Origin of the sequence: Microbacterium lacus (assembly GCF_039531105.1) — a bacterium.
Classification (GTDB): domain Bacteria; phylum Actinomycetota; class Actinomycetes; order Actinomycetales; family Microbacteriaceae; genus Microbacterium; species Microbacterium lacus.
Window position 1 is genome coordinate 78,758 of sequence record NZ_BAAAPK010000002.1, and the last position, 12,515, is coordinate 91,272.

A 12,515-nucleotide genomic window follows, 5' to 3' on the forward strand; every position below is an offset into this window, starting at 1 on the left:
TCAGACGCGGCGGCGGGCGTCGCGGCCGGAGGCGAAGCGGTCGAGGGCGCCGGTCGCGGCAAGGCCACGGGCGAGGAGCCAGGACAGCGCACCCGCGATCACCGCGCCCGAGAGCATCGTGCTGACCAGGTAGACCACGACGAACGTGACGTCGGCCCCGGCGTACCAGAGGATCAGGTTGTTGATGCCACCCGCGAGCGCGGCGCCCACCCCGGCGAGGATCGCCACCGGCAGGTTCCAGCGCCGGTAGAAGAACGCGAGGAACACGAGTTCCGCGCCGAGACCCTGCACGAGCCCCGCCTCGAGCGTGAGGACCGCGCCCCACGTGTTGCCGACGAGCGTGAGCGCGGACACGGCCGCGGCCAGCAGTTCGGTGTAGACCGCGGCGCCGGGCTTACGGATGATGAGCGCGCCGAGCACACCGGCGAACAGCCAAGGTCCGTCCAGAAGTCCCTGCAGGCCCGGGAGCAGAGGCGAGAGCAGCTCGCTCGGACCGCGGTACAGGACGTTCCAGGCGAGGAACACCAGGCCTGAGGCGACACCGATCACGCTGGCGACGACGATGTCGACGACGCGCCACCGGGCGGGCCGCGACCGGGTGGTCGTGACGGGGGATGTGGACATGGACGTGCTCACAATGGACTCCTTCCTGCGCTGGCATGACCCAGATCAGGTTCGACGGTCGAAGCGTTTTCGCTTCCTCTCAGCCCGGCACACCGGACTCCCGTGTTGACCCGATGATCATAGCCCAGCCGCGAGGCGGTATTTTGGGCGGATGACCGTCGACGAGGCCCCGCCCGCGTCTCGTCGCGCGCAGCGTGCCCAACAGGTGCTGATCGAACAGCCCGTCGCTCGCTCCGGCCCGGTCGCGTTCACGTGGGTCGACGAGGAAGCCCTCACGCGCACGGCGCCCGCGGCGACGACGCTCGCCGCCGCCGAGACGCCGTTCCTCCCGGTCGGCGCCGATCTGCTGAGCGACGCGCCGCGCCGTTCACCGTGGCGAGCCGGTGTCCTGGTCCCGGTGATCATCATCGCGCTGCTGTTCGGCGGGTACGCCGCCGTCACGCTGCTCTGGCCGCTGCACGCGGTCGCTCCCACTGTCGAGCCCGCGCAGGTCGATCCGATCCCCGCCCCCGCGGCCGCCCTCACCTGGCCGGGCGCGGGCAGCGCCTCCGTCGCGGTCGAGGGCATGAACGGGGTCGTCGCGTCCGCTCCGGATGCCGTCCCCATGGCGAGCATCACGAAGGTCGTCACCGCGCTCGTCGTCCTCGATCAGATGCCGCTCGCGCTCGGCGAGCAGGGACCGGAGTTCCGGTTCACCGCGCGCGACAGCGACGAATACTGGAGCTACCTGCGCAACAACGAGTCCGCCCTGGACGTGCCGGTCGGCGGCACGCTCACGCAGTACCAGCTGCTCGAGGGCATGCTCATGGGGTCGGCGGGGAACTACGCCGACCGCCTGGCGGGCAACCTCTGGCCGACGGATGCCGTCTACGCGAGCGCCGCGAACGCCTGGCTTGCCGCTCACGGGGTGCCGGGTATCACGGTCGTCGAGCCGACCGGGATCGACGCCCGCAACACCGCGAGTCCGGAAGCGCTCATCGCCCTGGCCAAGCGGGCGCTCGCGAACCCGGTGATCGCGGAGATCGTTGCGAAGCCCTCGGTCGAGCTGCCCGGTGCGGGGGTCGTGACCAACACGAACGGACTCCTCGCCGATCCGGGTGTCGTCGGCATCAAGACCGGGTCCCTGGACACGTGGAACCTGCTGTCGGCGAAGGATCTGACGATCGGCGACACCGTCGTCCGCACCTACGCCGCCGTGCTCGGTCAGCCCGACGACGACGCCCGGCTCGCGGCGTCGCGCACCCTGTACAGCGAACTCGAAGCGGCGCTGCAGCCGACGCCCTCGGTCGCCGCGGACACCGTCGCCGGTCGGGTGACGACGCTGTGGGGCCAGGACGTCCCGATCGTCGCGGCGGATGACGCCGATCTGATCCTCTGGAACGGCGCGAGCGGCACCGTGACAACGGAGTTCTCGCTCGGCGACGCGCGGGAGAAGGGCGCTGATGTCGGCAGCCTGACGGTGACCGGTCCGCTCGGATCGGCCACGACGGCGCTCGAGCTCGCCGAGGACATCGAGCCGCCGAGCGCATGGTGGCGCCTGACGCACCCGCTGGACCTGTTCGGCCTCAACTGAGGACGCGCCCCGTCCGCCGCCGGAAGTTCTGGACGAGGATCAGGATGCTGACGGCGAGCACCCAGGCCGGGAAGATCAGCGTCACCCAGAGGCTCAGCGACGTCACGAACAGCAGGACGATCGCCACGGCGTAGGTGATGACGGCGAGCCAGCGCGGCATGACGCCCGTGCGCAGCCACATAGTCCCGAGTGAGATGAGGAAGACACCCGCCATCCGCAGCGCGTAGATGTTGCTGACCTGCAGCATGACCGCGCGACCGAACGTGGTGAGCTCCAGCCGGCTCTGATCGTCGGCGATGAGGGGCGCGCTGGCGACGATGCCGCCCGCGATCGCCGACGAGACGAACACCATCGCCAGGAACAGCAGACCCGATCCGACGAAGACGGACGAGAACAGCTGATCCTCCGCGTCCTTGAACCGATCGCGGACGACGCCCATGAACCACAGGAACGCGATGCCTGCGAACGGCATGAGCGCGAGACCGATCGTCAACCGGGTCGTGATCGCGGAGTCGGACCAGTCAGCATGGGCGGCAAGCGTCTCGGGCAGCGAGGTGCGCAGGAGCACGAGGGCTATGGCGAAGAGCAGGGCGAAGATCACCCCGGCGAGGGCGGCCGCCCGCGGCGAGGTGAGCTGGCGCCGCGCCGGGCGTGCACGATCGTTCATCCGGGAAGTCTGGCACCACCGCGGGGCCGCGCACGAGGGCGACGCGGCCCCGGAGAGCACCCTTTTCGGGTGATCTTTCTCCTCGGCGACGGCAGCGGTGTTCCCCCGCGGAGACCGAGCGGGCAGACTGTCGAGCACTCGGAGATCGCCCCCTTCTCGCACGGGGCGACGCACGAGAAGGAGACACCATGGCCGACGATTCGTCCCCCACCGCGCTCACCCCACCGGCGGCGACAGATTTCGCGGGCCGCCGCGCCTATGGACGGGCCGCGCGCGTGCACACCCCGCGCTCCAGCCACGCAGTCTGGGAGGCACCGCCCGATCGGACCGATCCGATCTCGCTGCTGGAGGAGCAGGCGACCTCCCGCGTACAGGACCTCGTTCCGATCCGCCACGGGCGCATGATGGTGTCGCCCTTCACGTTCTACCGCGGTGCCGCCCTGCTCATGGCAGCCGACCTGGCGCGGACCCCGCGCAGCGGGCTCCAGGCCCAGCTGTGCGGAGACGCGCACCTGTCGAACTTCGGTCTGTTCGCCAGCGCCGAGCGGCGGCTGGTGTTCGACATCAACGACTTCGACGAGACGCATCCGGGGCCGTTCGAGTGGGATGTGAAGCGGCTCGTGACGAGCATCGAGATCGCGGGACGCGATCGCGGCTTCACGGAGGACGAGCGCCGCACCGCGGTCGCCGCCGCTGCACGCGGCTATCGCGAGCGGATGGCGATCTCGGCGGCATCCAAGGTCCTCGACGCCTGGTACGACCACCTCGACGTGGACAGCGTGCAGGAGTGGCTGCGCGACCACGCCGAGGAGCAGCCGGCGCAGAAGCGGCAGTTGAAGACATTCGATGCGGTGGTCGCGAAGGCGCGCACGCGGGACAGCATGCAGGCGTTCTCGAAGCTGGTGTCGGTGCAGGACGGTCGGATGCGGATCATCGCCGACCCGCCGCTCATCGTGCCGGTCGAGGACCTGTACGACGCCGACAGCAACATCGAGGCCACCGAGGCCGGCATGCGGGAGATCCTGGACGCCTATCGGCAGACGCTGCCGAGGGGGCAGCACCCGCTCGCCGAGTTCTCGTACGTGCACATGGCCCGCAAGGTCGTCGGGGTCGGCAGCGTCGGCACTCGCGCGTGGATCGTGCTGCTGAAAGGACGCGACGACGAGGATCCGCTGTTCCTGCAGGCGAAAGAGGCGCAGGCGTCCGTGCTCGAGCGCTTCCTGGCGCCGTGCGCGTACGAGAACCAGGGCGAGCGGGTCGTGCGCGGGCAGAGGCTCATGCAGGGTTCGAGCGACATCTTCCTCGGCTGGCAGCGCGTCCGCGGCGAGGGCGGGATCGAGCGGGACTTCTACATCCGGCAGCTGCGCGACTGGAAGGGCTCCTTCGACCCCGAGAAGGCCGTGCCACGCGGACTCGAGCTGTATGCGCGCCTGTGCGGTGAGACACTCGCCCGCGCGCACGCCCGCGCCGGCGACCGGGTCGAGATCGCCGCGTACCTCGGCGCGGCGACGACGTTCGATGAGGCCATGGTGTCGTTCGCGACCGCTTACGCCGACCAGAACGAGGCGGACTACGCCGCCTTCATCGCTGCGATCGACTCGGGCCGCCTCGCTGCCGAGCCCGGCCTCTGAGCCGTCCCGGCCCGGCGGGTCAGAAGCGCACCGGGAAAGTGAACAGCACGACGAGTCCGCCGAGCGCGATCGCGCCGGCGAGACCCAGCACGATGCGTGACGCGAGGAGCGAGATGCCCCGCTGGGCGATCGCGGCGAGGAACAGCACGAGGGCGAACAGCACCGTCATGAGCGAGTAGCTGTCGCCCTTGTCGTTGAGCTCGAGCGCGGAGGCCTGGAGCTCATCGGCCTTCTTCGTCTTCGCGGCCGCCTCTGTGCTGCCGGGCGCCACGTACTCGTCCATCGCGAAGGGGCCGCGCTCCTGCATCCCGTCGGCCTGCCAGGCCTGGAAGGCGACCGCGAGCTCCGGCGAGAAGCGCTCCTGAATGTAGTCCGCGAGGGCGGGGTCGTCGTCCGCGCCGGCGAGCACCCACTGCGTGTAGAGGTTGATGTCGATCATGCGGGCGTCCCGCGCCTGACCCTCCAGATCGGAGGCCTCGGTGCGCGCCGCGGACGCCTCGGAGAACGCCACCGACGAGTCCCCGCCCCATTTCGTGGACTGGAAGCCGCACCACGCCGTGAGCACCGCGACCAGGGAGAGCAGGATCACCGCGATCAGCTCGTGCGTCGAGCTGTGGGACGGGCGTGGCGAGGCCTGATCCTCCATGCAGGCCAGCGTAGAGCCTAGGGCGCCGGCACCTCGGCGGCCTCGGCCACGGCCGGTCCCATGTCGGACGCTGCCTGCTCGAACTGCGACTGATACAGGCGCCAGTACGCACCCTGCGCGGCGATCAGCTCGTCGTGCGTGCCCTTCTCGACGATGTCGCCGTGCTCCATCACGAGGATGAGGTCGGCATCCCGGATCGTGGACAGGCGATGCGCGATCACGAACGAGGTGCGTCCTTCGCGCAGCGCCGCCATCGCGTGCTGCAGCAGCAGCTCGGTGCGGGTGTCGACGGAGGATGTCGCCTCATCGAGGATCAGCACCGAGGGCTGCGCCACGAACGCCCGGGCGATCGTGATGAGCTGCTTCTCGCCCGCCGAGACGTTCGACGCCTCTTCGTCGAGGACGGTGTCGTACCCGTCCGGAAGCGAGTGCACGAAGCGGTCGACGCGCGTGGCGACGGCGGCCGCCATCACCTCCTCGTCGGTCGCGGTCTCGCGCCCGTACCGGATGTTCTCGCGGATCGTCCCGGCGAACAGCCACGGATCCTGCAGCACCATGCCGGTGCGCGAGCGCACGTCGTTGCGGGTGAGTTCGGCGATGTCCTGCCCGTCGAGCAGGATCCGCCCCCCGTCGAGTTCGTAGAAGCGCATGATCAGGTTCACGAGCGTCGTCTTGCCCGCACCGGTCGGTCCCACGATCGCGACGGTCTGGCCCGGCTCCACCCGGAAGGACAGGTCGGTGATGAGCGGGTGATCGGGAGAGTAGGAGAACCGGACGTTCTCGAACTCGATCACGCCGTCGCCGTCGACCGGCTTCGGGGCATCGACCGCGTCGGGCTCCTGCTCGTCGGCATCCAGCAGCTCGAACACCCGCTCTGCGGACGCCGTGCCGGACTGGATCACCGCGGCCATGCCGCCCAGCTGCGACAGCGGCTGGGTGAACTGCTGCGAGTACTGGATGAACGCCTGCACATCACCCAGCCGGAGCTGGCCGTTCGCGACCATGAGCGCGCCGAGCACGGCGATGCCGACGTACGTCAGGTTTCCGACGAACATCATGCCCGGCATGATGATGCCGGAGAGGAACTGCGCCTTGAAGCTGGCCTGGTAGAGCTCCTCGTTCTCGACCTGGAACTTCTCGCGCGAGTCGGCCTCGCGACCGAAGACCTTCACGAGCGCGTGACCCGAGAACGACTCCTCGACGCGGGCGTTGAGTCGCCCGACCTTGCGCCACTGGGTGCCGAACGCCTTCTGCGAGCGGGGTCCGATCACGCCGAAGATCACGGCCATGAGCGGCAGCGAGATCAGCGCGACCAGCGCGAGCTGCCACGAGATCGAGAACATCATGATCAGGACGCCGATCACGGTCAGCACCGAGGTGACCACGCTCGAGAGCGACTGCTGCATCGTCTGGGTGATGTTGTCGATGTCGTTCGTGACGCGGGAGATGAGCTCGCCGCGCTGCACCTTGTCGAAGTAGGACAACGGCAGACGGTTGATCTTCGTCTCGACGGATTCGCGCAGGCGCCACATCGTCCGGACCATGATGATGTTGATCACGTAGCCCTGGATCCAGCTCAGGAACGAGGACACGACGTAGATCGCGAGCACCGCGACGATCACCATGCGGAGGGCGTCGAAATCGACGCCGGTGCCGACGGTGAAATCGCTCATCGCGCCGATCATGTTTGCGAGATCGGTCTGGCCCGCGGCGTTCAGCGAACGGACCACGGTCTCTTGCGACGTTCCGGCCGGGAACTGCGCGGCGAGCGCGTTCGAGGCGGCGCCCTCGAAGATGATGTTCGTCGCCTCGCCGAGGATCTTCGGGGCGATCACGGCGAGGAACACGCCGATCGCGCCGAGGATCGACACGAACACGAACGCGACGGCGTGGGGCTTGAGCAGCCCGACCATGCGGGCGAAGCTCTTGCCGAAGTTGTCGGCCTTGCCGGGCTTGACACTGTCCCAGTCGCCGGAGCTCTGCCGGGCCTGCTCGGCGAGCTCGAGTTCGGCCCGCTCCTCCTCTGTCAGGGTGTCGGGCACGCTCATGCCTCCACCCCCAGCTGGGATTCGACGATCTCGCGGTACGTCTCGCTCTGCTCCAGGAGCTCCTCGTGCGTGCCGACTCCGGCCATGCGACCGTCTTCGAGCACGACGATGCGGTCCGCATCCGTGATCGTGGACACGCGCTGCGCGACGACGATCTTCGTCACCTCGGGCAGCTCCCGCCACAGCGCCTGGCGCAATCGGGCGTCGGTGGACAGGTCGAGTGCCGAGAACGAGTCGTCGAAGATCAGGACGTCGGGCTGATGCACGATCGCCCGCGCGATCGCGAGCCGCTGGCGCTGACCGCCGGAGACGTTCGTGCCGCCCTGCGCGATGCGCGCGTCGAGCTGCCCCTCCATCTCTTGCACGAAGTCCTTGCCCTGCGCGATCTCGAGCGCCTTCCACAGCTCTTCGTCGGTGGCCTCCTCGCGGCCGAAGCGGAGGTTCGAGGCGATCGTCCCGGAGAACAGGAACGGCCGCTGCGGGACGAGGCCGATGCCCTTCCACAAGTAGTCGAGATCGGCTTCGCGCACGTCGACGCCGCCGACGCGCACGGCGCCGCCGGTGACGTCGAACAGGCGCGGGATCAGGGAGACCAGCGTCGTCTTGCCCGATCCGGTGGAACCGACGATCGCGACCGTCTCACCCGGCCGGGCGGCGAACGAGATGCCCTGCAGCACCGGGGACTCCGCACCGGGATACGTGAACTCGGCGTCGTCGAATTCGACGGAGCCGGGAGCGGCGAAGTCGCGCACCGGGTTCTCGGCGCGCGCAAGGGTGGACTCGCTCGCGAGCACCTCGCCGATGCGCTCGGCCGAGACCGCCGCGCGAGGAATCATGATCACCATGAAGCTCGCCATGAGCACACCCATGAGGATCTGACCCACGTACTGCATGAACGCGAACAGCGTGCCGATCTGGATCGTGCCCTCATCGACCTGGATGCCGCCGAACCAGATCACGCCGACGACGGTGAGGTTGAGGACGAGCATCGCCGCGGGGAACAGCAGCACGAACAGGGAGCCGACCTTGCGGCCGACGACCATGATGTCGGTGTTGGCGACCGCGAAGCGCTCCTCCTCGATGTCCTCCCGGACGAACGCCCGGACGACGCGCACGCCGGTCAGCTGCTCGCGCATCACACGGTTCACCGCGTCGAGCTTCTTCTGGAACGAGCGGAACAGCGGAACCATCCGGCTGATCATGAACAGCACGAAGACCAGCAGCAGCGGCACCGACACGGCGATGAGCCAGCTGAGGCCGATGTCCTGCTGCACGGCCATGAAGATGCCGCCGATCGCCAGGAGCGGTGCGGTCACGAGCATCGTCGACCCGACCATCGCCAGCATCTGCACCTGCTGCACGTCGTTCGTGTTGCGGGTGATGAGCGAGCCGGGACCGAACGCGGAGACCTCGCGCTCGGAGAAGGCGCTCACCTTCTGATACACGTCGAAGCGGATGTCGCGGCCCGCCGCCATCGCCGCGCGCGCGGCGAAGTAGGTCGCGATGATGGATGCCGTGATCTGGCCGAGCGAGATCACCAGCATGAGCATTCCCGTCGACCAGATGTAGGCGGTGTCGCCCGTGGCGACGCCCTGGTCGATGATGTCGGCGTTGAGCCTCGGCAGGTAGAGCGAGGCCATCGCGGCGATGAACTGGAAGACGAGGACGCCGAGCAGGAGCCAGCGATAGGTCTTGAGATATCTGAAGAGGAGTTTGCCGAGCACGGGATCTCCGAGAAGGGTCGACCGACGCGGCGCGGCGGCGCCACCGCTCCACACTGCCACCAACTCCGGACACGCTCACCCGCCGTCCGGATTTGTCCGCTCAGGGCGGAACCGCTCTCACACGAAACGGACGGCCTGCTGCAGGCGGGTACGGACGTCGAAGATCTCGTTCCCGCCGATCGAGCGGGCACCAGGCACACCCTGCCGCAGCAGGTTCGACAGCGCCCCGCGCGCGACGAGGACGACCGGGATGCCGCGCGTCCGGCCCAGGTCGGTGACGGGCTGCAGCAGGTCCTCATCGGGGAGGACGACGATCACGCCGCCGAAGCGGACCCCCGCCGAACGCGAGATCGACCGCACCCGCGCGAGCAGGTCGGCGACGGGGGTGCCGGGCACGACGTCGCCGGTCAGCTCGCCCCGCCGCACGGTCACCGGGCCGCCGAAGTCCTCCGACAGCACGGCGTACAGGCCGGACGGGCTGAGCACGATGTGATCGAGCTTGTCGTCGCCGGTCCCGCCGCGCACGGGGGCCGCCACGTCGTGCCACACCGTGTAGCCGATGCCGAGGTCGGCGACCACGCGCGCCGTGGCCTCTTCGGCGAGCGCATCCGCCAGCATCCGTCTCAGCTCCCGCGGCGCACGGCGCACGAGGACCGGGTCATACGGATCCTCCACGGCGACACCGCGGCCGACCCACTCGCGGATGAGGTCGAGGTAGCGCTCGCGGCGCCATCCGCCCGGCTGGCCGAACGACTTCGCGCGCGGCCGCGTGTCGGCCGGCCGCGGCGTCGAGCGCCAGCCGGACCACTCGGCGGCGGGTGCGTCACCGAAACCGTGACCGCGGTCGTATGCGGTGCGGGCTTCGGCGGTTCCGACGAGCTCCCACGCCCGCTGGACCTGGATGAAGACCGCCGCGTCGCCGCCGGTGTCGGGGTGCGTCTGGCGCAGCCGCAGTCGGTACGCCTTGCGGAGCGTCTCCTCGTCGGCCGCCGGGTCGACGCCGAGCACGTCGTACGCGGACGCGGACAGCGGGCTGTCGAACACTCCAGCTCCCCTCGCAGGCGCCGCGCGCGGGCGGGCACGGCGCGATCCAGGCTAATCGCTGGCGCTGGGCGGTCGCTCATTCCGGCGGGCGTACGCGGCCGCACTGCGGCTGGACAGCGCGAGGAGGATCAGGATGTCCAGGCCGACCGACAGCAGACTCGTGTTGATCGTGATCTCCTGGTCCTCGCTCCACCACTGGGCGAACACGGACGTGATCGACAGGGTCGAGAAGACCATGACGGCCACGCGCGCCCAATTGCGCCCGCGCAGGATGAAGACCGCGAAGATCAGGTCGGCGAGCAGGAACATCCCGACGACCGAGGCCAGCACCGCCAGCACCGCGCCGGTCGCGCCCGGGACGACCTCGGCGTCGTCGACCACCAGTCCGATGTCCTGCGACCACTGCGGCGCATCCAGCGTGACGATCAGGATGGTGATCAGGCCCGCGACGACCCGCAGCAGCACGAGCACGGCGCCCGCCACGATCGTGCCGGGGCGAGCCATGTCCGGGTCGTACCGCTGCCGCTGGAGCAGGTCGGCGGCGGGCTCGTAGGCGGGGCGCTTCGCGGGGGTGCCGGTCACGTCGTCACCGTCCGCGGACTGTCGACGGCGCGGACGTCGATGATCGGCAGGTCGCCGTCCGTGCGGATGCTGTCTCCCCCGCCGTTGCGGGCGTGATAGCCCGTGGAGAAGTCCTTCAGCACGGTCAGCGCGACCCGCGGGTCCGCGCCGGTGACGGTGCGGACGATGTGGTCGCGCTCGACATCGGTGTCGGCGTCGATGCGGTGGGTGATCTGCAGCGTGAACAGCGAAAGCCCGACCGCGGTGTCGAACGTCCCCGCCGCGAGCCATTCCACGCGCGTGCCGCCGGGGAGGAGCCACCCGTCCGGGCACTTCCAGAACCGCACGTGGTGGCGCTGGGCGGGATTGCCGTCGACCTCCTGCTGGTAGGCGAAGTCCTGCTGCCGCCCGAAGAGGAACAGGGGACTGACCGGTGCTTCGTCGTAGCTGCGCCGGGTGAGCGTCGAGGTCACGATCCGCCACGACGAGGCGAGGGTCACGGGGTCGGCTCGCGTCCACGCCGCGGCGCGCATCACGTGATGGATCTGGTCGGCATCGCCCAACAGCGCGAGGTTCACCGGGTCACCGAGAAGTCCGTCGCTCGTGCGCGCCCGGCCGATGAAGTACTCGGGCACGTAGATCGTCGTGAGGATCCGGTGCAGGCGCGGCAGGACGAGGTAGGCAAGGAGCACCCAGAACGCGATCGCGAACAGCACACCCCACCAGCCCACCTTGAAGGTCTCGGTGAAGCTCAGATACGCGAGCCAGATCGCGGCGAGCCCGGCGAAGACGAAGAAGAACCAGTCCACGGCCACTCCGATCGAGTAGCGCCTGCGGGCTCGGTTCCTCATGATCGTCCCGTCAGTCCCAGAGGGCCGTCGGCGGGGTGTAGGCGAAAGCGGATGCCGCGGCATCCGTCGGCAGCTCGTCCAGTGTGGCCGGCCGCCACGACGGATTGCGGTCCTTGTCGACGAGCTGCGCGCGGATGCCCTCCCGCAGGTCGGGCTGGGTCGTGGCGAACCAGAGCACGAGGCCGTACTCCTGCTCCAGCGCCGCGCGCAGGTTCGGCAGGGCTCGAGCCCGCCGCACGGCCTCGAGGGTCACGGTGAGCGCGGTGGGCGACAGGGTCCCGAGCAGGTCGGCGGTGGCGGATGCCGCGTCCTCTCCTCGCGCGCGCAGCCGGTCGATGATCTCCGGCACCGTGCCGGCCGCGAACGCCTCGTCGATCCACGGGCGCTGCGCCGCCAGCGCGGAGGCCTCGGGGGTCTCGTCGAACAGCAGGACGAGTTCGGTCGGGGTGGCGGGATCGGCGCGGGTGAGGAGCGCGTCGTGCAGATCCGCGAGGTGCTCGGCGCGCACGAGATGATCGGCGAACCCGGCGGCGACCGCGTCGGCGGCATCCATTGACGCGCCGGTGAGGGCGAGGTACTCGCCGAGGCGTCCGGGCGCGTGCGCGAGGAGCCATGTGCCGCCCACGTCGGGCGTGAAGCCGATGCGGGTCTCGGGCATCGCCAGCCGCGAGCGGTCGGTGACCACCCGCACCGCGGCGTGCCCGGCGAGCCCGATGCCGCCGCCCATCGTGATGCCGTCCGCGAAGACGACGACGGGCTTCGGATACTCGGCGATCCGGGCGTTCAGGGCGTACTCCTCGCGGAAGAACGCCGCCGTCGCCGCCGCGTCGCCCCCGACGATCTGGTCGTACAGGCCGCGCACGTCGCCACCCGCGCAGAGTCCCCGCTCACCGGCGCCGTCCAGCAGCACGATGCCGACGTCGGGATCGTGCTCCCAATCTTCCAGCGCCGCCGCGATCAGGCGGATCATCGTCAGGTCCAGCGCGTTGAGTGCGCGAGGGCGATTCAGCCGCACGTGCCCGAGTCCGCCGGACCGACGGATCAGGACACTCGGTTCGCGCTCTGCAGCTTCGCTCACGCCCGACACGTTACCGGGCGGCCACCGGATCGCGTGCCGGGCCGCCCGCTGGGAGATGCGGGGCTTTT

General features: G+C 69.7%; 11 protein-coding genes and 1 riboswitch. Of the genes, 2 read left to right on the forward strand and 9 right to left on the reverse strand.

Annotation, left to right across the window (positions count from 1 at the left end; genetic code table 11):
- On the reverse strand, window positions 1-624 hold the full coding sequence (locus tag ABD197_RS15860; protein ID WP_344056031.1) for an ECF transporter S component: 624 nt from the start codon (window positions 622-624) through the stop codon (window positions 1-3).
- Between the two features lie 5 nt (window positions 625-629).
- Window positions 630-738: riboswitch (TPP riboswitch) on the reverse strand.
- Window positions 739-775: 37 nt separating this feature from the next.
- Between ABD197_RS15860 and ABD197_RS15865 the strand changes: the two genes are divergently transcribed.
- Window positions 776-2,197: a D-alanyl-D-alanine carboxypeptidase family protein gene (locus tag ABD197_RS15865; protein WP_344055950.1), complete on the forward strand. Its 1,422-nt coding sequence runs from the start codon at window positions 776-778 to the stop codon at window positions 2,195-2,197.
- Here the strand turns inward: ABD197_RS15865 and ABD197_RS15870 are convergent.
- Window positions 2,190-2,864: a hypothetical protein gene (locus ABD197_RS15870; RefSeq protein WP_344055951.1), complete on the reverse strand. Its 675-nt coding sequence runs from the start codon at window positions 2,862-2,864 to the stop codon at window positions 2,190-2,192. The two genes, ABD197_RS15865 and ABD197_RS15870, sit on opposite strands and share 8 nt — an antisense overlap.
- Window positions 2,865-3,052: 188 nt before the next feature.
- On the opposite strand from ABD197_RS15870, the gene ABD197_RS15875 reads away from it, so the two are divergent.
- Window positions 3,053-4,495, forward strand: coding sequence for a DUF2252 domain-containing protein (locus ABD197_RS15875; RefSeq protein ID WP_344055952.1), 1,443 nt, complete (start codon window positions 3,053-3,055; stop codon window positions 4,493-4,495).
- Between the two features lie 19 nt (window positions 4,496-4,514).
- On the opposite strand, the gene ABD197_RS15880 is transcribed toward ABD197_RS15875, so the two are convergent.
- From ABD197_RS15880 to ABD197_RS15910, 7 genes are all read right to left on the reverse strand, one after another.
- Window positions 4,515-5,141 carry a hypothetical protein gene (locus ABD197_RS15880; RefSeq protein WP_344055953.1) on the reverse strand — a complete coding sequence of 209 codons (627 nt, stop codon included), beginning with the start codon at window positions 5,139-5,141 and terminating at the stop codon, window positions 4,515-4,517.
- A gap of 17 nt (window positions 5,142-5,158) precedes the next feature.
- A complete protein-coding gene (locus ABD197_RS15885) occupies window positions 5,159-7,189 on the reverse strand; it encodes an ABC transporter ATP-binding protein (RefSeq protein WP_344055954.1) in 2,031 nt (676 codons plus the stop codon).
- Window positions 7,186-8,913: an ABC transporter ATP-binding protein gene (locus tag ABD197_RS15890; protein ID WP_344055955.1), complete on the reverse strand. Its 1,728-nt coding sequence runs from the start codon at window positions 8,911-8,913 to the stop codon at window positions 7,186-7,188. The genes ABD197_RS15885 and ABD197_RS15890 overlap by 4 nt, the downstream gene beginning before the upstream one ends.
- A 117-nt stretch (window positions 8,914-9,030) precedes the next feature.
- A complete protein-coding gene (locus ABD197_RS15895) occupies window positions 9,031-9,957 on the reverse strand; it encodes a DnaJ domain-containing protein (RefSeq protein WP_344055956.1) in 927 nt (308 codons plus the stop codon).
- A 51-nt stretch (window positions 9,958-10,008) separates the two neighbouring features.
- Window positions 10,009-10,539 (reverse strand): hypothetical protein, encoded by a 531-nt coding sequence (locus tag ABD197_RS15900; RefSeq protein ID WP_344055957.1) that lies wholly within the window; start codon window positions 10,537-10,539, stop codon window positions 10,009-10,011.
- Window positions 10,536-11,369, reverse strand: a complete 834-nt coding sequence (locus ABD197_RS15905) for an LssY C-terminal domain-containing protein (RefSeq protein WP_344055958.1) — start codon at window positions 11,367-11,369, stop codon at window positions 10,536-10,538. The genes ABD197_RS15900 and ABD197_RS15905 overlap by 4 nt, the downstream gene beginning before the upstream one ends.
- 10 nt (window positions 11,370-11,379) lie before the next feature.
- Complete coding sequence (locus ABD197_RS15910; protein WP_344055959.1) at window positions 11,380-12,447, reverse strand: enoyl-CoA hydratase/isomerase family protein; 1,068 nt, start codon at window positions 12,445-12,447, stop codon at window positions 11,380-11,382.
- Window positions 12,448-12,515 lie beyond the last annotated feature (68 nt).

Coding starts and splice junctions, on each gene's coding strand:
- ABD197_RS15905 (WP_344055958.1), bottom strand. CDS start 11,369: ATGAGGAACCGAGCCCGCAGGCGCTACTCGATCGGAGTGGCCGTGGAC.
- ABD197_RS15870 (WP_344055951.1), bottom strand. CDS start 2,864: ATGAACGATCGTGCACGCCCGGCGCGGCGCCAGCTCACCTCGCCGCGG.
- ABD197_RS15885 (WP_344055954.1), bottom strand. CDS start 7,189: ATGAGCGTGCCCGACACCCTGACAGAGGAGGAGCGGGCCGAACTCGAG.
- ABD197_RS15880 (WP_344055953.1), bottom strand. CDS start 5,141: ATGGAGGATCAGGCCTCGCCACGCCCGTCCCACAGCTCGACGCACGAG.
- ABD197_RS15865 (WP_344055950.1), top strand. CDS start 776: ATGACCGTCGACGAGGCCCCGCCCGCGTCTCGTCGCGCGCAGCGTGCC.
- ABD197_RS15860 (WP_344056031.1), bottom strand. CDS start 624: ATGTCCACATCCCCCGTCACGACCACCCGGTCGCGGCCCGCCCGGTGG.
- ABD197_RS15875 (WP_344055952.1), top strand. CDS start 3,053: ATGGCCGACGATTCGTCCCCCACCGCGCTCACCCCACCGGCGGCGACA.